General features: G+C 71.2%; 22 protein-coding genes. 8 read left to right on the top strand and 14 right to left on the bottom strand.

Translation table 11 applies throughout. The features are described from left to right. Nucleotide 1: 1 nt before the first annotated feature. From BJF79_RS38805 to BJF79_RS54505, 5 genes are read right to left on the bottom strand one after another with little or no spacing between them, the layout of a single operon-like run. On the bottom strand, nt 2-1,066 hold the full coding sequence (locus tag BJF79_RS38805; protein WP_075904863.1) for a hydrogenase expression protein HypE: 1,065 nt from the start codon (nt 1,064-1,066) through the stop codon (nt 2-4). Further along, on the bottom strand, nt 1,063-1,638 hold the full coding sequence (locus BJF79_RS38800) for a hemerythrin domain-containing protein (RefSeq protein ID WP_262403214.1): 576 nt from the start codon (nt 1,636-1,638) through the stop codon (nt 1,063-1,065). Before BJF79_RS38800 ends, BJF79_RS38805 begins: the two co-directional genes overlap by 4 nt. Then, nucleotides 1,635-2,027: a hydrogenase maturation nickel metallochaperone HypA gene (locus BJF79_RS38795; RefSeq protein ID WP_262403217.1), complete on the bottom strand. Its 393-nt coding sequence runs from the start codon at nt 2,025-2,027 to the stop codon at nt 1,635-1,637. The genes BJF79_RS38800 and BJF79_RS38795 overlap by 4 nt, the downstream gene beginning before the upstream one ends. A 1-nt stretch (nt 2,028) precedes the next feature. Next, nucleotides 2,029-2,625: a hydrogenase maturation protease gene (locus BJF79_RS54510; RefSeq protein WP_075904859.1), complete on the bottom strand. Its 597-nt coding sequence runs from the start codon at nt 2,623-2,625 to the stop codon at nt 2,029-2,031. Then, nucleotides 2,622-4,013 (bottom strand): hypothetical protein, encoded by a 1,392-nt coding sequence (locus tag BJF79_RS54505; RefSeq protein WP_075904857.1) that lies wholly within the window; start codon nt 4,011-4,013, stop codon nt 2,622-2,624. Before BJF79_RS54505 ends, BJF79_RS54510 begins: the two co-directional genes overlap by 4 nt. A gap of 410 nt (nt 4,014-4,423) precedes the next feature. On the opposite strand from BJF79_RS54505, the gene BJF79_RS38780 reads away from it, so the two are divergent. Continuing rightward, on the top strand, nt 4,424-4,690 hold the full coding sequence (locus tag BJF79_RS38780; RefSeq protein WP_075904855.1) for a hypothetical protein: 267 nt from the start codon (nt 4,424-4,426) through the stop codon (nt 4,688-4,690). Here BJF79_RS38780 and BJF79_RS38775 read toward each other — a convergent pair. Both BJF79_RS38775 and BJF79_RS38770 read right to left on the bottom strand, forming a co-directional pair. Next, the gene (locus tag BJF79_RS38775; protein ID WP_075904853.1) at nt 4,644-5,204 is read right to left on the bottom strand and encodes a hypothetical protein; all 561 of its coding nucleotides are present in this window, start codon (nt 5,202-5,204) and stop codon (nt 4,644-4,646) included. The genes BJF79_RS38780 and BJF79_RS38775 overlap by 47 nt on opposite strands. Before the next feature lie 123 nt (nt 5,205-5,327). Further along, on the bottom strand, nt 5,328-5,720 hold the full coding sequence (locus tag BJF79_RS38770; RefSeq protein ID WP_075904851.1) for a nuclear transport factor 2 family protein: 393 nt from the start codon (nt 5,718-5,720) through the stop codon (nt 5,328-5,330). Between the two features lie 96 nt (nt 5,721-5,816). Here BJF79_RS38770 and BJF79_RS38765 point away from each other — a divergent pair, with 96 nt between their 5' ends. Next, nucleotides 5,817-6,380: a PadR family transcriptional regulator gene (locus BJF79_RS38765; protein WP_143220783.1), complete on the top strand. Its 564-nt coding sequence runs from the start codon at nt 5,817-5,819 to the stop codon at nt 6,378-6,380. 159 nt (nt 6,381-6,539) lie between these two features. On the opposite strand, the gene BJF79_RS38755 is transcribed toward BJF79_RS38765, so the two are convergent. Continuing rightward, complete coding sequence (locus BJF79_RS38755; protein ID WP_262403213.1) at nt 6,540-7,679, bottom strand: CapA family protein; 1,140 nt, start codon at nt 7,677-7,679, stop codon at nt 6,540-6,542. Between the two features lie 274 nt (nt 7,680-7,953). Here BJF79_RS38755 and BJF79_RS38750 point away from each other — a divergent pair, with 274 nt between their 5' ends. The 3 genes from BJF79_RS38750 (at nt 7,954) to BJF79_RS38740 (ending at nt 12,325) form a co-directional block, all read left to right on the top strand. Then, nucleotides 7,954-9,399 (top strand): catalase, encoded by a 1,446-nt coding sequence (locus tag BJF79_RS38750; protein ID WP_075904849.1) that lies wholly within the window; start codon nt 7,954-7,956, stop codon nt 9,397-9,399. 212 nt (nt 9,400-9,611) lie between these two features. Next, on the top strand, nt 9,612-11,828 hold the full coding sequence (locus BJF79_RS38745; RefSeq protein WP_075904919.1) for a molybdopterin oxidoreductase family protein: 2,217 nt from the start codon (nt 9,612-9,614) through the stop codon (nt 11,826-11,828). A 38-nt stretch (nt 11,829-11,866) separates the two neighbouring features. Next, entirely contained in the window at nt 11,867-12,325 is a 459-nt protein-coding gene (locus BJF79_RS38740; protein WP_262403212.1) for a MarR family winged helix-turn-helix transcriptional regulator, read from the top strand. A gap of 69 nt (nt 12,326-12,394) precedes the next feature. Here BJF79_RS38740 and BJF79_RS38735 read toward each other — a convergent pair whose 3' ends face one another. Continuing rightward, nucleotides 12,395-13,489, bottom strand: a complete 1,095-nt coding sequence (locus BJF79_RS38735) for an NAD(P)/FAD-dependent oxidoreductase (RefSeq protein WP_143220782.1) — start codon at nt 13,487-13,489, stop codon at nt 12,395-12,397. Between the two features lie 169 nt (nt 13,490-13,658). Between BJF79_RS38735 and BJF79_RS38730 the strand changes: the two genes are divergently transcribed. Together BJF79_RS38730 and BJF79_RS54500 are read left to right on the top strand one after the other, a co-directional pair. Next, on the top strand, nt 13,659-14,579 hold the full coding sequence (locus BJF79_RS38730; protein ID WP_075904846.1) for a Rieske 2Fe-2S domain-containing protein: 921 nt from the start codon (nt 13,659-13,661) through the stop codon (nt 14,577-14,579). Nucleotides 14,580-15,298: 719 nt separating this feature from the next. Beyond that, nucleotides 15,299-17,353 carry an ABC transporter substrate-binding protein gene (locus BJF79_RS54500; protein WP_143220781.1) on the top strand — a complete coding sequence of 685 codons (2,055 nt, stop codon included), beginning with the start codon at nt 15,299-15,301 and terminating at the stop codon, nt 17,351-17,353. Nucleotides 17,354-17,538: 185 nt separating this feature from the next. Here the strand turns inward: BJF79_RS54500 and BJF79_RS63685 are convergent, their stop codons facing one another. The 4 genes from BJF79_RS63685 to BJF79_RS38705 all read right to left on the bottom strand — a co-directional run bounded on the left by BJF79_RS63685 (nt 17,539) and on the right by BJF79_RS38705 (nt 20,144). After that, nucleotides 17,539-17,673 carry a hypothetical protein gene (locus BJF79_RS63685; RefSeq protein WP_262403211.1) on the bottom strand — a complete coding sequence of 45 codons (135 nt, stop codon included), beginning with the start codon at nt 17,671-17,673 and terminating at the stop codon, nt 17,539-17,541. A 103-nt stretch (nt 17,674-17,776) separates the two neighbouring features. Then, complete coding sequence (locus BJF79_RS38715; protein ID WP_075904842.1) at nt 17,777-18,556, bottom strand: sulfite exporter TauE/SafE family protein; 780 nt, start codon at nt 18,554-18,556, stop codon at nt 17,777-17,779. Between the two features lie 157 nt (nt 18,557-18,713). Then, a complete protein-coding gene (locus BJF79_RS38710; protein ID WP_075904840.1) occupies nt 18,714-19,502 on the bottom strand; it encodes an ABC transporter ATP-binding protein in 789 nt (262 codons plus the stop codon). 138 nt (nt 19,503-19,640) lie between these two features. Beyond that, a complete protein-coding gene (locus BJF79_RS38705) occupies nt 19,641-20,144 on the bottom strand; it encodes a hypothetical protein (protein ID WP_075904838.1) in 504 nt (167 codons plus the stop codon). A 278-nt stretch (nt 20,145-20,422) separates the two neighbouring features. Between BJF79_RS38705 and BJF79_RS38700 the strand changes: the two genes are divergently transcribed. Continuing rightward, a complete protein-coding gene (locus BJF79_RS38700) occupies nt 20,423-21,178 on the top strand; it encodes a hypothetical protein (protein ID WP_075904836.1) in 756 nt (251 codons plus the stop codon). A gap of 99 nt (nt 21,179-21,277) precedes the next feature. Here BJF79_RS38700 and BJF79_RS38695 read toward each other — a convergent pair. Next, on the bottom strand, nt 21,278-21,881 hold a 604-nt coding region (locus BJF79_RS38695), incomplete at its 5' end, for an RDD family protein (protein ID WP_075904834.1).

The following is a 21,881-nucleotide window of genomic DNA, read 5'->3' as shown; positions in this document are numbered from 1 at the left end:
CCTACGGGCGGTAGCGGGGGTTGTATCCGCTGGTCAGCGCCTCCTTGTTGTGGCGCCACCTCGGTTCCCGGTTCGCCGCGTGGTTGGTGATCCCGCGCATCCGGCGGATGAACGACCCGTACGGCTTGATCATCATCGAGGAGAGGCTGCCGCCCGGCGGCTGGTCCATGAACGGCATGAACTTGTCGGGGAAGCCCGGCATCGTGCAGGCGATGCAGATGCCGCCCACGTTCGGGCAGCCGCCGACGCCGTTCATCCAGCCGCGCTTGGTGACGTTGCAGTTCACCACCGGCCCCCAGCAGCCGATCTTCACCTGGCATTTCGGCGAGTTGTAGTCCCCGCCGAAGTCGGCCTGCTCGTAGTAGGCGGCCCGGTCGCAGCCCTCGTGGACGGTCCGGCCGAACAGCCACTGCGGCCGCAGCATCTCGTCCAGCGGGGGCGGCGGCGCGGCGCCCGCCGCGTGGTACAGCACCCAGGTCAGCGTCTCCATGAAGTTCTCCGGCTGCACCGGGCAGCCGGGAACGTTCACGATCGGCAGCGCCCCCGCCGACTTGAAGTCCCAGCCGAGGTAGTCGGCGAGGCCCATGCAGCCCGTCGGGTTGCCCGCCATCGCGTGGATGCCGCCGTACGTCGCGCACGTCCCGATCGCGACGACCGCCCACGCGCGCGGCGCGAGCATGTCGATCCACCGGTTCACCGTCATCGGCTCGCCGGTCTCCGGGTCGTTGCCGAACGACGTCCAGTAGCCGTCCCCGTTGATCTTCTCGTTCGGGATCGAGCCCTCGATGACGAGGATGAACGGCTCCAGCTCGCCGCGCGCCGCCGACCGGAACGCGGCGAGGAACTCCTCGCCGCCGAGCGTCGGCGACAGCACCTTGTTGTGCAGGTTCACCTTCGGCAGGCCCGGGATCAGGCCGTTCACGACGTCCTCGATCGCCGGCTGAGACGACGCCGTCACCGACACCGTGTCGCCGTCGCAGCTCATGCCTTCGGATATCCACAGGATGTGGATTTCGTCGAACCCCTGCGGGGTCGCGGTCTCGCCTCGTTCGCGCGTCTGCGTCATGTCCGGGGCCTCCCTTGCAGCCGGTCGAGCATCCGGTCGTAGGCGGCGGCCACCGGGGCCGCCACCGTGAGCGCCGGGGGACGGTCCGGCGCGTGCGGGTGCGGGCGGGTCGGCGCCGTCCCCTTCGCTTTCTCCAGCGCCCGCCCGAGGTCTCGCAGCGACTCCGCGTCCGCGCTCTCGCGCAGCCGCGGCATCAGCTCGCCCTCCTCCTCCCGGACGTGCTCCTCGACGTCGCGGCGCAGCACCTCGATGAGCTCCTCGGCACGCGGGCCCGGCCCGTCGGCCGCGTGCCCGTTCGTCCGCGACAGGGCGTCCAGCTCGGCCAGCGCCTCCTTCACCGCCATGTGCTCGGCCAGATGCCGCTGCACCAGCGCCTCGTCCCGCAGCACCTTCCCGGCGAACGGGTAGAAGATCAGCTCCTCGACGGCGGCGTGCTTGGACAGCTCGCGGACGAGGATGTCGATCACGCCGCGCCGCTGCCTGCCGGACGCCGCCGCGGTGAAGTCGCGGAAGAGCTGTTCGACCATCCGGTGGTCGTGCTTGAGCAGTTCGATGGCGTCCAGGCCGCTCACGCGCTCCCCGCCTCGCCGTCCGGGACGCTCGCCGCCTCGCCGTCCGGGACGACCTCCCGCCCGGCCGCGACGGTGATCGACTCCAGCACCACGTCGTCGCGGCCCCGCGTCTCGACGTCCACGCCCCCGCACACGGGGCACGCGGCCAGCGCCGCCGCGGATCCGACCGGCGTCGTGCCGCCGCAGTCGCGGCAGTGCACCGACAGCGGCTCCAGCACCAGGTCGATGCGCGCGCCCTCGATCTCGGTGCCCTCCGCCGCCAGCCGGACCCCCTGGTCGATGACGTCCGGGTCGACGGGATGGCCGCCGATGCGCACCTTCACGCCGCTCACCGGGCGCCCCCTGGCGCGCTTGCGCGCGGCGTCGACGATCGCGTCGCACATTCCCATTTCATGCACTGGTCGCCTCCGTGTCCGTCCTGCGGGTGTCGGTCGTGCGGGTGTCGGTCGTGCGGGTGTCGGTCGTGGGGTCCGTTCTCCCGGAAAGTCGTGCGGCCTCCTCGCGGGCGAGCCGCGCCACCAGCCGGACGGCCTCGTCCAGCGCGGCGGTCACCGGCCCGGACAGCCCCATCCGCTCGTCGACGTCGGCGGGCCGGCAGCCGACGACCAGGACGCGGCCCATCCGGCCGCCGAGCTTGTGCAGGAGCTGCAGCACCGCGAGCGGGTGCATGCCGTGGCCGTTCACCGGGGGAACGCCGAACGGGTCGGCGGCGGCCGCGTCCTGCGCCGCGTCCGTCGCGTCGAGGACCGCCAGCTCGCCGGGCGCCGCACCGTCCAGCGGGACGGCGTCGACCATGATCAGCGTGTCGTGCCGGCCGTCCAGCAGTTCGTAGGCGAGGTGGACGCCGCGGATGCCGTAGTCGGTCACGTCCACGTTGTCCGGCAGGCACGGCGCGTGCAGCCGCCGGACGACCTCGACGCCGAAGCCGTCGTCGCCCAGGAAGATGTTGCCGATGCCCGCGACGAGCACCCGTCCCGTCCGGGTCACCGCGGGCTCCGTTCGTCGGCGAGCGGCTCCACCTCGTCGGGCGCGAAGTAGCGGTACCGCCCGTACCACCGGTTCAGCTCCGCGGCCGGGTCCTCCTCCAGCGAGACGGCGAGGTGGCACGCGTCGTCGACGTCGAGGAGGACGGCCTCCACGACGGCGGTCCGGCCGTCGAGGAACCGGTCCTGCGGGTCGGTGCCGTGGCTGCGCGGGCGCAGCCGCACGCGGCTGCCGCGCGACAGCGCGACACCGGACACCGTCACCGTGTCGGTGTCCGGGGACACGGACGCGTCCGCGCCCGGGTCCCACCAGGGCGTCCGGTCGGGCTCGGGGTCGTGGTCGGGGCCCGGGTCCGGCTCGCGTTTCGGGAGCGGGCCGAGGGAGCGGACGGCGCCGTGCAGCCGCTCGAACACCTCGTGCGGCATCCCGTCCACCCGGTCGAGGATCTCGGCGGCACGCGGATCGGTGGCCCGCGCCTCCCGCTTCTCCGCGTCGGTCAGCGTCATCGTCCGCAGCGAGAGGATCTCGTCGATCTCCGTCGCGTCGTGCAGGTCGCCGGGGCTCTCGGGCGCGATCCGCGGGTGGTCGTACAGCAGGATCGGCGACGACAGGACGATCTCGCGCGCGCCCTCGGGACCCGCGAGCACCGGGAACGTGTGCACGTTGGCGCACTCGCGGGCCGCGTCCTCGGCCCACCGCGGCGGGTCCAGCAGCGACACGAACGCCCCGTCGACGACGGCGATCATCGTGTGCGCGGCGAGCAGCGACCAGTGCAGCACCGCGTCCCGGGACGCGGCGGCGCGGTCGGCGGCGTGCCCGTTCTCGACCCGGACCCGCAGCCGGTACGCGGGCGACGGAGTGTCGCAGCGCGCCGCCGACACCGTCACGACCGCGTCGACGTCGAGGCGGCGGCGGGCGATCCGGCCGCCGTCCGCGGGCTCGCGCTCCGCGCCCGCCGGGGCCCGGACGGCGAACCGCCGCCCGCCCGCGAGCAGTTCGGCCAGCGGCGCCGCGAAGTCGAACTCGCGCGGGACCGCCTCGTCGAACGGCAGGTGCGTCCCGAGGGCGCCGACCTCCTCGAACGTCCCGTCGGGGGCGCGGCGCTCGACCGTCCGGCGCTGCAACTGCAGGAACCGCAGCCGGCAGGTGACCGTCGCGTCCTCGGGGGCCTCCAGCAGGCATTCGGTCTGCTGCCACCACGACTCGGCGGACCCGGCGACGCTCGTGTCGTCGAGCCCGTGCGCGTCGGCCCAGGAGCGCGGCGTCAGCACCCCGAACTGCCAGCGGACCCGGTTCTTACCGGACGAGCGGCGGTACGGGTACAGCAGGTAGCCCTCGTAGAGGATCGCGTCGGCCACCGCCCGCACGCTCTCGAAACCGGTCGCCGCCATCGCCTCTCTCCCACTGCACGGAACGCCCCGCGCGCCCTTTTCCGGGTATAGCAATGGGGTGACGGCCCACGTAAGTGGCGCCTGCCGATAAGTGACGGCGTCACCTACCGGTTCGGCGGATCATCGTGCTGTAATCGCGCTACGCGAATGCCGTTGTCCGGGGGAGCGAGATGCGGAAGCGCAGGCGGCGGCGGTACGGCAGGCTCGTTCGCGCGGGCGCGCGCGGGGCCCTCGCGGCCATGGCGATGACCGGCCTGCGCACCGTCACGGCCGCCGCCGTCCCCCGCCAGGAAAGCCCGCCCGCGGCCATTGTCGAGGAACATGCCCCGCCCCGGGTAAGGAAAATGACAAAACGGCAACGCGAGGCGTTTACCGAAGTCTTTCACTGGGTTTACGGGTCGTGCGGCGGCATGCTGTTCGGCCTGCTGCCGGACCGGGTGCGGGGCCACGGCCTGGCCGGTCCGGCGTACGGGCTGACGGTCTGGCTCGGCTACGAGCTGGTCGTCGGGCCCGCCCTCGGCGTCGAGCACTCCGCGCACCGCCGGGCGACGTGGCGGGCGGCCGTCGCGCTCGACCACCTGCTCTACGGTGCCGTCGTCGCGGGCCGCCTCGCCCCCGAGCCCACCGCCGTCACGCGGCCGCGGCGGTTTCCGCGGCTCCCCGGACGCGGCGCATGAAGTAGTGGACGGTGACGATCGCGAGCAGCGGCCCCCACGCGAGGAACGGCGCGTACGCGAGCGTCATGACGACGCCCGCCGCACCGGTCGGGGCCTCCGGCGCGGCCATCGCGTCCGTCCAGTTCGCGGCCGCCGCGAAGCCGATCAGCGTCACCGCGACGGCACCGAGCGAGGCCGCGCCGACCGCGAACGAGACGGGCACGCGGCGTCCGCCGATCAGCGGCAGCCAGTGCGGGAAGACCTCGCCCCACGGCCGGACGAGCCCGAGCGTCAGCAGCGCGAGGCACTCGCTGAGGATGCTCAGCGCGAAGACGTACGGGGTGCCGATCGGGTGCGGGAAGTCCGTCATGTCGCTGCCCTCGGCGAAGCCCATCGGGACGCCAACGCCGAGGGCGACCCGCCAGAGGCCGGACGGCAGGACGGTCAGCGGGACGAGATGCGCGACCCGTTCGGCCCACCGGGGCACGGGCCGTTCGGTCGCCCGGCGAGCGGCGGGACGGGCGGCGGTGGTCATGGCGGCCTCCTGTAGCGGATGCGCTGGTCAGGACGCCTTCATGCTGGCCGCCGCGCCGGTCCCGGCACGTCCCTCGCGGGTACCCGCCCGCTCACCCGCGCGGGGGAACCCGGGGACGGGACGTCACCCGCCGCGGGCCTCGCGCTCGATCCGCTCGAACTGGGCGCCCATCGCCTCGGCGAGCGCGTTCGCGCCCGACAGCGGCCGCACCATCACCATCAGCTCGGCGATCTTCCCGTCCTCGTCGTGCCGGATGAAGTCGCAGCCGTCGAGCTCCCGGTCGCCGACGCGGGTCTTGAACAGCAGGGCGTGCTCCCGGCCGTCCGCGCCGTCGAACTCGCCGACGTAGCGGAAGTCCTCGAACACCCTGAAGACGCCGCGCAGGATCGCGGCCGTGATCGCCTTGCCCCCGTACGGCTTGTGCGCGACCGGGCTGACGAACACGACGTCGTCGGCCAGCAGTGCGATCGCGCCGTCGACGTCCCCCGCCTCGACCGCCTTCCGGAACGCGTGCATGGCGCACCTCCATAGTCAACTCGTCCACTAGGTGCGGCCGACAGTAGCTCAATACTCAACTCGTTGCATAGTCAACGTGCTTGGTACATTGACGGCATGGCACTGCGACACGCGATCCTGGCCGCGCTGCTGGAAGGCGAGGCGTCCGGCTACGACCTCGCCAAGATCTTCGATTCCTCGGTCGCGAACTTCTGGATGGCCACGCCGCAGCAGCTCTACCGCGAACTCGACCGGATGGCGGGCGACGGGCTGGTCTCCGCCCGCGTCGTCCGGCAGGAACGCAGGCCCGACAAACGGCTGTTCACGCTGACCGATGCCGGGCGCCGCACCCTGCACGACTTCACCGCCGCGCCGCCCCGTCCGGGCGCGATGCGCGACGAACTGCTCGTCCAGCTGCAGGCCGTCGACGTCGGCGACGCCGCCGCCGTGCGCCGCGCCGTCGCCGAGCGGGCGGACGGTTCACGGGCCAAGCTCGCTCGCTACGAGCGGCTCCGCGCCCTCCTGCTGAACGGACGCACCGAGGACGAGCACCTCGCGCACGCCGAACGGATCGGCCCCTACCTGACCCTCCTCGGCGGCATCGCGTTCGAGGAGGAGAACATCCGGTGGGCCGAACGGGTCCTCGACGTCCTGCGGCAACGCTCGTCCACCCGAGCCTGACCCACGCCCGCGCCCACCGGGCCGGCGAGCAGGCCCAGGTCGTGGTAGTGCCGGAGCTGCTTGACGCCGAGCCTGCACAGCCGGGCGAACCGGCCGATCGGCAGGAGGTCCTTGCTCACCGGACCAGCCCGGCGTCTCCCTCGGTGGGGAGTCCGGCCGTCAGGGCGCGGCGACCGGCTCGGCGTTGAGGCCGGTGCACTCGCGCAGGTCGTTCCAGCGTTTCACCTCGGCCTTCGCGGCCGACCCCTTGAGCGGGACCGGGATGCCGCTCTCGATGCGGACGGGCATCCACTTGTCGGTGGTGACCTTGCCGTTCTCCACCTTCAGCGCCAGGATTCCGGAGCGCGCGCTCTGGCCTCGTGCGGAGGAGAACACGAAGTTGCCCATGCCGTAGTGGATGTAGGCGCCGTTGTCCATGTAGCCGCCGCCCAGGGGAATGTGGGCGTGGCCGCCGACGATGATGTCGGCCCCGGCGGCGGTGAGCTCCTGGGCGAGCGTCTTCTGGCGCGGCAGCGGGCAGGGGTTGAGCTCCTGCCCCCAGTGCACGTGGACGATGACGAGGTCGGAGCCCTTCGCGGCTTCCTTCACCGCCTGCACCATCCGCGGGACGTCCTTGGCGGACGCGAGCCCCGGCTTGTCGTCGGTCGCCGTCCACTCCTGGATGAGGTTGTCGTCGAGCACCTGCGTGGCGCCCACGATCGCGATCTTGTTGCCCTTCACGGTGACCCGGTACGGCTTGTACGCCTCGGCGGCGTTCATCCCGATCCCCACGGTCGGGAACTTGGTCTTCTTGATCGCCGCCAGGGAGTCGCGCAGCCCGGACACGCCGTAGTCCATGCCGTGGTTGTTGGCCATGGACGTCACGTCCACCCCGGCCGCCTTCAGTGCGGCGAACGCCGAGGCCGGGGCGCGGAACGCGTACGTCTTCGGGGCCTTCTTCCCGCCCTCGGTGATCGCCGTCTCGAGGTTCACCATGGCGAGGTCGGCCCGGCGCAGGATCTTCGCGGACGGGCCGAGCGCCGTCTCCGGCTTCTGCAGGCGCGCCTTCAGGTAGTCGTGGAAGTGCGTGTCGCCGCCGAACGCCAGCACGATCGGCTCCTTGGCCGGTTCGGCCGGGGTGGACGGCGCGGGCGGGGGCGTCGACGCCGCCGGCGAGGTGGCACCCGCGGCCGGGGGCGTGTCGCCGCCCGCCAGCCCGCACGCCGCCGTGGCGAGGAGCAGCCCGCCCGCCGCGAAGGCCACCGCGATCCTGCTGCTCGCGATCCTGTTCCGCCGCATGTTCCCGCGCACCTCGCTCATGGACCGGCCTCCGCTCGGGCTCCCCGTGACGGGACGAGCATGCCATGCGCGGGGCCGTGCGACTAGCACTGCGACACCCCGCGACCTGCGGATTCGTCCAAAAGGTGATGCGGATGAGACATCGCGCACACGTCCGGCCGGGGCGGACGGGCCATCGAGCTAAGCCTGTACGATTCGTTTTCTTGAATCATTCGTGTTTATAGGGGTACGTTGGAGCGGATCACGCATCCGGAGCCCCAGCAGTCGACCCCGTGGAACAGAGAGGAACCGCGCCATGTCCGAGAGGCCGACCACCACCGACGACGCCGGAATTCCCGCCGCCAGCGACGCGCACTCCCTGTCCGTCGGGCCGAACGGTCCCCTGCTGATGCAGGACCACTACGTCATCCAGAAGATGGCGCACTTCAACCGCGAACGCGTCCCGGAACGGGTCGTCCACGCCAAGGGCGGCGGCGCGTACGGCGTCCTGGAGATCACCGAGGACGTCAGCCGGTTCACCCGGGCGAAGCTCTTCCAGAAGGGCGCCCGCACCGAGTCGCTGGTGCGGTTCAGCTCCGTCGCGGGCGAGCTCGGCTCGGCGGACGCCGGCCGCGACCCGCGCGGCTTCGCGATGAAGTTCTACACCGAGGAGGGCAACTACGACCTCGTCGGCAACAACACCCCGGTCTTCTTCATCCGGGACCCGCAGAAGTTCTCCGACTTCATCCACTCGCAGAAGCGCCGCGCCGACAACCACCTGCGCGACAACAACATGCAGTGGGACTTCTGGACGCTCTCGCCCGAGTCGGCCCACCAGGTGTCCTGGCTGATGACCGACCGCGGCACCCCCGCGTCGTGGCGGCACATGAACGGGTACGGCTCGCACACGTTCCTGTGGTACAACGCCGCCGGTGAGAAGTTCTGGGTCAAGTACCACTTCAAGACCGACCAGGGCATCAAGAACTTCACCGCCGAAGAGGCCGACGCCCAGGACCCGGACGTCCACATCCGCGACCTCTACACCGCGATCCAGCGGGGCGACCACCCGTCCTGGACCGTGCAGGTGCAGATCATGCCGTTCGAGGACGCGGCCGACTACCGGTTCAACCCGTTCGACCTGACCAAGGTCTGGCCGCACGCCGACTACCCGCCGATCACCATCGGCAAGTGGACGCTGAACCGGAACCCGGAGAACTACTTCGCGGAGATCGAGCAGGCCGCGTTCGAGCCCGCCAACCTCGTCCCCGGCATCGGCGCCTCCCCGGACAAGATGCTGCAGGGCCGCCTGTTCTCCTACCCGGACGCCCACCGGTACCGGATCGGCGCGAACTACCTGCAGCTACCGGTCAACCGCCCGCACTCGCCCGTCCGCACCTACAACAAGGACGGCGCGATGGCGTACTACAACTCGGGCGACCCGGTGTACGCGCCGAACTCGGCGGGCGGGCCGGAGGCGAACCCGGACCTGTGGGCGGGCGACGGCTACGAGGTCGCGGGCGAGATCGTCCGCAGCGCCTACCGGCTGCACAGCGAGGACGACGACTTCGTGCAGCCCCGCGCCCTGTGGGAGAAGGTCCTCGGCGAGGCCGAACGCGACCGCATGGTGCACAACATCCTGCTGCACGCCAACGCGCCCGAGGTCACGGGCGACATGAAGAAGCGCGTGGCCGAGTACTGGCGCAACGTCCAGAAGGACCTGGGCGACCGCGTCGCCAAGGGCCTCGGCGTCAACGGCTCCTGATCCCTCCCCGCCCGTGAGCCGGGGGCGGCCCCGGACGGGGCCGCCCCTTTCCATCCGCCCTCGGGCCCGGTCGGCTGTGCGCGGTTCATAACCGCCTTGTGTCCGCGCACCGATCCGCGCGTCCGGAATGTCGATTACCTCCGAGGGCATGGACCGTGCGGCGATCACGCGCCATCATGGGAACCCGATTCCGGTTCGGTTTGGAGTTCCCGATGGGCGACCGCACGGCGTACCGCACCTGTCCGCTCTGCGAGGCCATGTGCGGCCTGGAGCTCACCCTGGACGACTCGGACCGCGTCACCCGCGTGCGCGGCGACGTGCACGACCCGTTCAGCAAAGGGTTCATCTGCCCGAAGGGCGCGACCCTCGGGAGCCTGGACGGCGACCCCGACCGGCTCGCCGAACCGCTCGTCCGCAAGGGGGACGAGCACGTCACGGCGAGCTGGGACGAGGCTTTCGAGTCCGTGCGGGCCGGGATCGCGCAGGTGATCGAACGGTACGGGCGGGACGCGGTCGCCGTGTACGTGGGCAACCCCACGGCGCACTCCATCGCCGGACCCCTGTACGTGGGCGCGATCGTCAAGGCGCTTGGCACGCGCAACCTTTACACGGCGAGCACCGCCGACCAGATGCCGAAGCACGTCTCGTGCGGCCACATGTTCGGTGACCCGCTGGCCATCCCCGTGCCCGACCTCGACCGCACCGACCATCTCCTGATGCTCGGCGCCAACCCCCTCGAATCGAACGGGAGCGTCTGCTCGGCTCCCGATTTCCCTGGACGGCTCAAAGCGATCCAGGCGCGCGGGGGCAAGGTCACCGTGGTCGACCCAAGACGAACGCGAACCGCCGCCCTCGCGGACGAGCACGTGTTCATCCGCCCCGGGACCGACGCGTACTTCCTCGCCGCGATGATCCACACCCTGTTCGCCGAGGACCTCGCGATCGACCTGCCCGACGCCAACGGGCGCGACGAGCTGCGCGCACTCGTCGCCGACTTCGCCCCCGAACGGGTCGCGGACGTCACCGGCGTCCCCGCGGCGGAGATCCGCCGGACGGCCCGCGAGCTGGCCGCCGCGCCGCGCGCCGCCGTCTACGGGCGCATGGGCACCACCACGCAGGCGTTCGGGACGCTGAACAGCTGGTTCGTCGACGTCCTCAACGCCCTCACCGGCAACCTCGACCGGCCCGGCGGCGCGATGTTCCCGAAGGCCGCGCACGTCCCGGCGTACCGGCGGCGCAAGCCGTTCACGACCGGCCGGTGGCACAGCCGCGTCCAGGAGCTGCCCGAGGTGAACGGGGAGTTCCCGGTCGCCACGCTCGCCGACGAGATCGAGACGCCGGGCGACGGGCGGATCCGGGCGCTGATCACCATCGGCGGGAACCCGGCGCTGTCGGCGCCGAACTCCGCGCGGCTCGACGCGGCGTTCGCCGGGCTGGAGTTCATGGCGTCGGTCGACCCGTACCTGAACGAGACGACCCGGCACGCGAACGTCGTGCTGCCCCCGCCGCGGCCCGTCCAGACGCCGCACTACGACGTCTCGCTCAACGCCCTGGCCGTCCGGAACTACGCCCGGTTCTCGCCGCCCGCCGTGCCGCTGGACGGACGGCCGAGCGAGGCGCAGATCCTCGCGCGGCTCGCCCTCCTGGCGTCCGGGACGGACGGCGACGTCGCCGCCCTCGACGACATGATCATCGCGTCGACGCTCGCGAAGGCCGCCGCGCACGAGGGATCCCCGGTGCACGGCCGCGACCCGGGCGAGATGCGCGCGATGCTCGCCGGATCCGGCACCCCCACCGAACAGCGGCTCGACATGATGCTGCGGCTCGGCCCGTACGGCGACGCGTTCGGCACCGTCCCGGAGGGCCTCACCCTCGACCGGCTCCGCACCGACCACCCGCACGGGATCGATCTCGGCGCCCTCGAACCCCGCCTCGACGAGGTGGTCTGCACGGCGTCCGGACGCGTCGAGCTGTGCCCGGCCGCGCTCGTCCCCGACGTCGACCGGCTCCGCGCCGCGCTCGCGGCCGGGCCGCGCACCGGGACGGTGCTGATCGGCCGCCGCCACCTGCGGTCCAACAACAGCTGGCTGCACAACCTCCCCGAGCTGGTGCGCGGCTCCAACACGTGCACGCTCCACCTGCATCCGGACGACGCCGCGCGGCTCGGCGTCGCGGCGGGCGACGGCGTCCGGGTGACGTCGCGGGCGGGTTCGGTCGAGGCGGTCGCCGAACCGACCGACACGATCATGCCGGGCGTCGTCAGCCTCCCGCACGGCTGGGGCCACGACCGTCCCGGCACCCGGACGGACGTCGCGCGGCGGCACGCGGGCGTGAACGTCAACGTCGTCACCGACGAACGGGAGATCGACCCGCCGTCGGGGACCGCGGTGCTGAACGGCGTGCCCGTCACCCTCGAACGCGTGGGCTGACGATCGGCCGCGCGCCCGCGTATTCTGAGGGCATGGAAATGGCCACCGGGGAGCAGATCGGACTCGGCGGCGCGCTGGTACGCATAACCTTCCTGGTGAACTCGCTCTACACCGAGGTGAGCCGGGAGTACGGGCTCACCCCGCAGCAGGGCAAGCTGCTCTGCGTGGTGCTGGAACGACCCTACGGAATGCGGGAGCTCGGCCAGGTGCTCGGCCTGGCCAAGTCGAGCCTCACCGGCCTCGTCGACCGGACCGCCCAGCACGGCCTGGTCCGCCGCGAACCCGACGCGCGGGACGCGCGCGCGGTGCAGGTCGCGATCACCGAGCCGGGCGAGCGGGTCGCGGACGCGTTCCACCGCGAGACGATCCGCCGCGTCGAGGAGCTCCCCGCGCACCTCGGCCACGACGACCGCGACCGCCTGCTCGACCTGCTCGGCAGCACCGTGCTGGTCAACGAGGCGCGGGCCCTCGCACCGGCCCCGGACGACTGCGGCTGAACCGCCCCCCCCCCCGAAGCGAACGACCCCCACCGGCGGACGCCGGCGGGGGTCGTGCGGGTTCCGCGTTCAGGCGGTCCCGAACAGCTCGGCGAACATCTCCGTCATCAACGCGCGCCCCTTGTACTCGATGACCTGCTCGGTCGGCAGCAGGAACGCCGTCCCGTCCTCGCCCGGGAACTGGCCGACGCCGCCCGCCGGGCCCAGCGGCAGCAGGATGCCCCGGACGGGCGACGGCTCGTAGACCGACTCCGGCGCGTCGCCCCGCACCTGCGCGGCGATGTTCGCGGCGATCACGTCCGCGTGCCGCATCGCGTGCCCGGCCATCTTCGCCTCGGGCACGTCGGTGATGTCGCCGAGCGCGTACACGTGGTCGTGCCCGTGGACGTTGAGCCGCCCGGTGACCCGCAGCCGCCCGTCCCCGGTCCGCGCGCCGCCGCCCAGGCCGTCGCCGAGGAAGTCCCCGTTCGGGCGGACGCCGTAGGCGCGGAACCAGATGTCGGCGGTGATCTCCGCGTCGCCCGCCGCGACGGTGAAGGTCTCGGCGACCGCGGGCCCGACCGGCGGCTCGGCCGCGAGCGACGTCCCGAGCCGCAGGTCGACGCCCAGTCCGGCGAGCTGCCGGAGCAGTTCCGCGCGCAGCTCGGGGAGCAGCCCCGGCATCGGCTCGGCGGCCGGGTCGACGATCGTCACCGCCTTCTCCGGCCAGACGGCCTTGATCTCCCCGGCAAGTTCCAGCCCGACCGGCCCGGCTCCCGCGATCAGCACCCGGTTCGCGCCCGCCAGCTCCTTGTGCGTGAGGCGCAGCCGTTCGAGCGCTTCGGCCGCGTCGTCGCTCTCGATCTTCGCCGGGTACGGGTAGCCCGAACCGGACGCGACGACGATGTAGTCGGCGTCCACCCGCGCGCCGGAGGCCAGCGTCACGCCGCGCTCGTCCACCGCGGCCGCGCGGTCGCGGACGACCCGGCCGCGCGCCAGCAACCGGTCGTACGGGAAGAAGATGTTCCCGGCCCAGTCCGGCTGGACGAGCGCGCGCAGCGCCCCCGCGGCGTGCACGAACGCGTCCCGCGGCTCGATCAGCACGACGTCCGCGTCGGCGTCCAATGCCTTCGCGACGGCGGACCCGCCGTACCCGCCGCCGACCACCGCGACAGTGCGTCCCATGATCATCAACTCCCAATAGGTTCGTAATACGAACTGTACGTGTTGCGAACGATAATTGGTTCGTACTACGAACGTCAACCCGGGGGCGAGGGAAGTCCGGCGCGGTTTAGGCGACCGCCGGGCAGGTAGGCTCAGGTCGAGCGTCCCGATCACGGCTGCGAGGAGGGACATGAACCGACGGGCGGGAAACATCTTCCGGCGCACGTCCCAGAAGCAGGCCGCGGGGAGGTTGACCGAGGTCACCGACGGGCTGGAGCACGCCCGCGGCCTCGACCGGACGATCCGCGTGCTGTCCATCGGCGTGAAGCGGGTCCTGCGGCCCGGCCCGGTCAAGGACGCCCTGCACGGAGTCCCGCTCGGACACCCCGCGCACCCGCCGCTGACCGACGTGCCGATGGGCTGCTGGATGTCGGCGGCCGTGCTGGACCTGCTGCCCGGCACCCGCCGCGCGTCCGAGGCGCTCGTCGCCGCGGGCCTGGCGGGCGCGATCCCGACGGTGCTCACCGGCGTCGCCGACTGGTCGGCGCTGCACCGCGGGCAGCAGCGGGTCGGGCTCGTCCACGCCGCCGGCATGGCCACCGCGACGCTGCTGTACTCCGCGTCGTTCGCGGCCCGCTACCGGGGACGGGACGACACGGGCCGCGTGCTCGGGTTCGCGGGGCTCACGGCACTGCTCGCCGGAAGCTACCTCGGCGGGCACCTGGCCTTCCGGCAGGCCGCCGGGGCCAGCCACGCCGACCAGGTCGCGCACCTGGTGCCGCTCGGCTGGCACGACCTGTGCAAGGCCGACGAACTGCCCGACGGCTGGCCCGTCCACCGCAGCCTCGGCTACATCAGCCTGTTCGTGCTGCGCACGGGCGACGACGTGCACGTCCTCGCCGACCGCTGCAACCACCTCGCGGGCCCGCTGCACCAGGGCCGGATCGTCACCGACGCCGACTCCGACATGTGCGTGGTCTGCCCGTGGCACGGCAGCACGTTCCGCGTCCGCGACGGCTCGGTCGTGCACGGCCCGGCCACCGGCCGCCAGCCCGCGTTCGAGTCCCGCGTCACCGACAACGGGACGCTGCAGGTCCGCCCGATCGGCTGACCTCGGAATAATTCCGAAGCAACAGATAATATATTTTGTCCTGACCGAAACGGTCAATACACGAAAAAATATCGACTTCAGTGGGAATTGACCATCGCCACCGGTGGCTCTGAGCTAGCGTCTATCGCGGTTCGCCTCCCACAAAGGAGTCTTTATGGGGTTCCCCGACGATCGGGCCATGAGCTTCGTTTTCGACTTCCCCACGGCGGTGGCCCCCGAACACCGGAACCGATCGAGCCTGGCGTCCAGCCCGCCACTGTTCGTGCTGCGTGTCCCGGACAGCGCGGAAGCCGCCGACATCGACCGTGTCATCGAGGCGCTGCGCGCATCGATCGACGACAACGGCAAGCTCGTGCCGTACGCCCGCCTGGCCGCCGAGGACGACTCCACGCTGCTCTCCGGCGTCGCCGGGGTCGAACTGACGACCGGCGCTCCGGAACACATGACGCCCGACCGGTATCCGAACTTTTACGTTATCCGCGACCTAATCGGATACATTCGGGACAATCCGGACGGATGGGACGCGGGGCCGCAAACCAGAGCTCTGCGACTTCATGCCAGCGAACAAAACGCTCAGCGCGGCGGCGTGCTGGGATTCACCAAAACGCGGGGGCCCGACCGTTCTTCGCTCTGGGCCTTCGTGGTGGGTCTCGTCTGGCGTCCGCTCGTTGGGCCGGTTCCCCAGATGGTTGTGGGAGAACTGGACGTCCCGCAAGGTGATGCGGGGATGGCTGGGCGCCGAGGACATCTCCGGCGGCGACCGGAAGCTCTTCCGCGCGATGGACAACGCGGGCGCTGTATGGCGCTCGCAACTAGAGCGCGACCCGAACCACGAGGAGGCTCTCCAGCGGCTCGACCGGCTCCTGTGGCGCGCCCTCCTGGAGGACCTGTACACCCCGCCACCCGGCGGGTTCCTGCCCGGCCGACGGCGCCGAACCGGCCGTCCCGTCGTGCTCGTGGAGCTGCCGCCGCCGGGCACACCGGGCAACCGCGCAGCCGAGCGCTTCCTACGCTCGGTGCACGAGGCACGCACCGCCAGCGGGTCGCCAGGGCCGCTCATCATCGCGGTCGGACAGCCGTCCCAGTCCCTGCTGGCGGACTTGGGCAATCCCGAAGAAATAACCTTCTCGCAGGCTGGCCAGCACCTCCGCCGGGACAATACCCCTCCCGTCCTTGTGCCCTTCACCGAGCAGGCCATGGCCGAACCGGGTCTCACCCTGCGCAAAGTCTCGCCGAAGAAGTACCGGTTCAGCCGGGCGCTCCCCATAGGAATCACAGCCGGACTGACCACTCTGGTCATGGTCGCTGCGGGCCTGACCGTCCACACCATACTTTTCAACAGTTGTGTCGGCGGCACGGGATCCGTCGCGGATGGCACACAAACCAAGCCCACCTCGTTTTCCCCAGATTCCTGGTTCAAGAAGGCCAAGGATAAGATCGAAGAACAGAATAAGGAGGCCAATAAAGCCATCGCCAATAATGGCAGCGAAGTACGAACAGTCGTGGCATTCGTGTCCAACCCGAGCGCCGAAAACGACATCCGCTACGACGGCGCAATCCCCGAACTACAGGGCATCGCGATGTGGCAGAAGGAGTTGCTCGACAACGCCGTAGATAAATCGCGAATACTTCTGCGAGTCGAGGTCCAGGAGACCGGGCCAAGGTTCATGAATGCCGAAGGTAAAGCGAAGGATCTTGTGAGGCGGCTGAAGCGAGAAATCGAAAACCCCCCGCAGGAAGATTACCGCAAGGTCGTCGGCGTCCTCGGATTCGCACAGAGCCGTGAGGAAACCCGCGCCGCACTGAAGGTGCTCAGCGATGCAAAGATTCCGACGATCGGTACGACGGCGACCGCCGACGAGATGGTACCCGAAACCATGAGCTCCAGTTATCGGTTTTCCGTCCCGACAAATAGAACCGAGGCAAGAATCATGGCGCATTTCGCAGAGAAGCGTAATATCGTGGCCATTTCTGACGCTGGCGACAGATGCACCCCTGCCCGCCAAGCCATCATCGTCGAAAGCTCCGGAGATCTCTACAGCGAGAGCATCGCGGCGAAGTTTAGAAACGAATTCCATGGCACCAAACGATCGTTCGCCTTGAAAAATAAAGAATCCAACTTTAAGAGAAATTCAGACGCCACTCCAATCTCCACTCCAAAAAAGATGGCGGAGAAATTGTGTACTGAACTCAAGAAAGAGCCAAAGTCCGTCGTATACTGGTCCGCGCGGACGAGTGACTTCGTCTCCGTCATCAACGAGTTGGACACCTCCCCCAAGTGCAACAAAATCGAAAACGACATCACCATCCTCGGTGGCAACGAGCTCACCAATGTGGCCCAGACTGGTCGTCTCAGAGACAAGGACCGGATTCGCCTGTACTACTCGGCCCATCGACTGCCAGGTAACGGCCTAGCCAGCAACCAGACCATAGATTTTGTCGATGAGTACAAGAGCACCTGGCGGACCGCCCCCTGGGCACAGGACAGTCACGCCGCCGTCTCCTACGACGCCTTCCAGGTCCTGTCGCGGGCCGTGGACGAGTCCGCTACCACGCACGGCGGCGTGGAGCGCGAGTACGTCCTGGGGGCACTCGACAAGGTCGCCTTCAACGGCGCCACCGGCCACGTCTCCTACGAGAGCGGCAACGCCGCCCCCACCGACAAGACCCTCGTTCTGCTCCGCCAGGTCGGGCAAACCCGAAAGGTCGTCCTGGTATGCGGTAAGTACGACGGAAGTAAGCCAGCCGAAGTTCAGGGACCATGCGCTCCCTAACGGCTCCGCCCGTTCCCCGACGGACGCTTGGACGGGCCGCGCCGGGGACCGCCGGGAACCGGCGGGGGCCGCTCAGGTCGGGCCTTCGCCGTCGGCCGGGGACTCGTCGGCGATCGGGTACTCGACGAGGGCCAGCACGCGGCTGGACATGAACCGGGCCGTACGGACGGCCGTGCCCGTGCGCGTCACCTCGCTGACCTCCACGACGCCGCGCCGCGTCGCGATCTCGACGCGCGCCCGGCGCGGGTCGCCGCGACCTCGTACGTCCGTGTCCCCTCGCCCCCGGCGTCGATCACGATCTCCACCCTGTCGCCCTTCATCGGCGCCCCACCTCCGCGACCGTCGAACGTATATTCGACTTATACCCGCGACGGGCGTCCGCGAACCCTCCACAAGGCCACCGAAAGCACAGAAAAGCGCAGGTCAGCGTACGAGATTCACGATCGCGACGAGTCCCACGACGACGATGACGCCGCGCAGCACCGGCGGCGGGATGCGGCGTCCGACCTTCGCGCCCAGCAGCCCGCCGACGGTCGACCCCAGCGCGATCATCAACACCGCCCACCAGTCGATGACGGTGTCGGAGACGATCGACAGCGTGATGAACAGCACCGCCGCCGACCCGTTCACGACCGCCGACAGGACGTTCTTCGCCGCGTTGACGCGCTGCAGGTCGTCGGCCAGCGCGATACCGAGGATCGCGATCAGGATGATGCCCTGCGCCGCGCCGAAGTAGCCGCCGTACATGCCCGCGAACAGCACCAGGACCCACAGCAGCGGCCCGCCGTGCGGGCTCTGCTCGCCCTCGTCCGCCTCGCGGCGGCGCTTCACCCACGCCTGCAGCCGGGGCTGCACCACCACCAGGACCAGCGCGATCGCGATCAGCGCGACCACGATCACCTGGAACGCCTCGGCGGGCAGGCCGAGCAGCAGCAGCCCGCCGATCAGCGCGCCGAGCAGGGACGCGCTGCCCAGCCGCAGCAGCCGTCCGCGCTGGCCCTTCAGTTCCGCGCGGTACCCGTAGGCGCCCGTCGTCGAGCCCGGCACGAGCCCGATGTTGTTGGAGACGTTCGCCACCACCGGCGGGAACCCGAGCGTCACCAGCGTCGGGAAGGTGATCAGCGAGCCGGACCCGACGACCGTGTTGATGCCTCCGGCGGCGACTCCGGCCGCGAACACCGCGGCCGCCTCCAGCAGGTTCAAGTCCGTCCCATCCCAGCGCTCGGCGACACCACGAGGCCCCGATCGTAGGGACACGCCTGCCCGGCGCCGCGCACCGGGTCCCCCGTCCTGGGACAGACCCGCACAAAACAGACGCGACGCGACCCGGCGGGACGCGACCCGGTCGGACGGGACGCGGTCAGCGTGCGGCCCGCGCGTACCACCGGGCGTCACGGCGTTCCACGGCGAGCGGCAACCCGAAGCAGTCCGACAGGTGCTCGGCCGTGAACACCTCGTCCACCTTGCCGCGCGCGACGATCTCGCCCCGCCGCAGCAGCAGCGCGTGCGTGAACCCGTCGGGGACCTCTTCGAGGTGGTGCGTCACCATCGCCATCGTGGGCGCCGCCGGGTCGTCGGCGAGGCCGCCGAGCCGCGCGACGAGGTCCTCGCGGCCGCCGAGGTCGAGGCCCGCGGCGGGCTCGTCCAGCAGCAGCAGCTCCGGGTCGGGCATCAGCGCGCGGGCGATCTGCACGCGCTTGCGCTCGCCCTCCGACAGCGTGTCGAACCGCCGCCGCAGCAGCCCGGCGCAGCCGAGCGCCTCCAGCAGCGCCACGGCCCGGCTGACGTCGGTGGAGTCGTACTCCTCCTGCCAGCGCCCGAGGATCGCGTACGACGCGGTCAGCACCAGGTCGATTACCGTCTCACCGGACGGGACCTTCTGCGCCAGCGCCGTGCTCGCGAACCCGATCCGGGTGCGCAGTTCGAACACGTCGGTGCGGCCGAGCCGCTCCTCGAGAATGTCGACCGCGCCCTCGCTCGGATGCAGCAGCGCGGCCGCGATCTGCAGCAACGTCGTCTTGCCCGCACCGTTCGGGCCGAGGATCACCCATCGTTCGCCCTCGCCCACATCCCACGTGACATCGCGAAGGAGGGTCGCCCCTTCGCGCTTGACCCCGACTCCTCGGAGTTGAAGTACCTCGCCGGTCATCGCGCGCCTTCGTCCCCAATCCGGTGATCCCGTTTCCCGCACAAGAACCTATGCGATACACCGGCCCCGCGTGGCCCCGGGTTTGCACGGAACCTCTGGAAACGCCTCTGGGAACACCTCTGGGCATCGCGCGCGCGATCACCTGCTGTCGCGTCTGCCCTGCCGCCGGGCCCCCTTGCCCCGGGACGCCGCGGCCTGCTGACGTCCCGCCGCGTCCATACCGGACGGACGGCGCCGCGGCGTCGTCTGCGCGCTCATCCGCCGCACGTCCGGGGGCGCGGTCCCGGGGGCCGCCGCGCGGTCGGGGTTGGCGTCCGCGATCCGCCGCGCCTTCAGCTCACCGGCGCTGCGCCGCGCGGCCCGCGCCAGATGCCAGCTCACCCGGGCGAGCGCGTCCTCGAAGACCTCCGCCCGCTGCGCGTTGCGCTGGTTCTTCGGCCGGGCGACGCCGCGGCCGCCGTACTCCTCGACCCGGGCGCTCGCCGTGCGCCGGTACATCTTCGCGTACTTGTTCCGCGCGCGCCGGATCCGCTCGTGCAGGTCGACGAGCCCGTCCTCGTCCAGTGTCGCGAGTTCACCGCCGTCGGTCTCCCGGACGAGCGCCAGTTCGTCCTCGTTCAGCGAGTTCAGCAGGGCCCGCATGGGCGACCTCCTTCGATCATGTGCGGTGGGTCTGCCCGGCGGCCCCCCGACGGATGTGCACGACAATGCCGTCAAGACGGATTAATGCCCGTTTTCATCCATGGGCTTGACCCGACGGCCGCGGACGGCGGCGCGGGCGGGTCGCGCGGGCCGGTCGCGTCCGGGCACGGCCGAAACCACGGCAGCCGCGACGGGAGACCTGCCTTACGTCCGGTGGCACCGGCCGGGCGAACGCTTATGGTGGATCGCATGCCCATTGGGACGTGTTGGGAACGGCAATGATCAAGGACGTATCGACCGCACTGGTGGCGTGGGGCAACGCCTGGCTGACCGGCAACGTCGGCCTCGACGAGGCGGTGGACGCGGTGGAGAAGACCGCGGGGCCGCAGATCCTCGGCGGCGAACCGGCCGAGGTGACGCTCCGCCGCGGCCTCGGCGACCTGCGCATCGGCGGCCTGACCGCGTTCCGGCTGGCGCTCCCCGAAGCCGGCGACCCGCTCGGCCTCACCGGCCCGCCCGACTTCAACCGCGCCGCGATCGACGCGGCGGCGGCGGTCGTCGCCGTGCTCGGCGACCGCGCGATCGGGCTCGTCCCCGCCGAGGACCGGCGCGGCTCCTCCTACGTCGGGGTGCGCTGGACGACGCTGGACGCGTCGGCGAACCTGCCCGACGTCCCGTCCCTCGCCGAGGCCGACCACCGGCTCACCCTCGCGATGCGCGACGCGACCGAGGCGCTGCTGAGCGTGGACGACTTCGCGGGCGTCCCGCCGGAGATCTCCGACGCGCTCGTCGACCTGCTCGACCCGGTCGGCGGCGACCACCTGCTCGCCCCCGGCTACCCGCAGCGCGCGCACCGGGTCGCCGCCCTCGCCGACCGGCTGTCCCTCGTCGTCGACCTGGCCCGCCGGATGGACGAGCGCGGCCTCACCGCCGACCAGATGCACCGCCGCGGCGACGCGCTCCGGCTGCTCGACCGGGCCGTCCGGCGGGCGCTGGTCGCCGCCTGCAACAGCGCGTTCGACCCCGTGCCCTAGCGACCCGGAACGGTCCCGGGAGCGTCCCAGAACCGTCCGGACACGAAAACGGGACGCCCCGCGGGGACGTCCCGTTCGTGAAGCCTCGGCCCCGCCGTCTCAGTGCCGGACGACGAGGGTGTTGCAGATCTTGTCCGCGAAGGTCTGCTTGCGGTCGTCCCACAGCGGCCAGAGGTAGCCGACGTAGCACGCGAAGCTGTCGGCCGCGTGGCAGATCCGGCGCAGGAACGCCGCGCCGAAACCGATCGGCTGCCCGGTCTGCGCGCCGACGAGCCGGATGTTCATCTGCCGCTTGCCGATCGTCTGCCCGGTGGTGCCCTCCTGGTAGATGAGCCACAGGCCCGCCCCGAACGCGGCGAGGTAGCCGAGACCGAGCAGCATCAGGCCGATCACCGCACCGGCTTCACCGGTCGCGCCGAGCGCGAGGGCGAGCAGGTACAGCACCAGCAGCGGACCGGCGATGACCAGGCCGTCGATGATCGTGGCGCCGGCACGCGAACCCCACTCGGCGAGCTGGCCGCCGCCCGGGGTGCCGTAGTGGTGGTGGTGCACTTCCCCGGCGGGCTGGCCGTAGCCGGGCTGGGCGGCGGGCTGCTGGCCGTACCCGGGCTGCGGCTGGCCGTACCCCGGCTGGGCGGCGGGCTGGCCGTAGCCGGGCTGGGCGGCGGGCTGAGCGGCGGGTTGGGCCGGCTGGCCGTACCCC

It is taken from the genome of Actinomadura sp. CNU-125, from assembly GCF_001942465.1.
Lineage (GTDB): Bacteria > Actinomycetota > Actinomycetes > Streptosporangiales > Streptosporangiaceae > Spirillospora.
The sequence above is the reverse complement of the archived record's forward strand: the minus strand, read 5'-3'. Positions and strand labels throughout refer to the sequence as shown.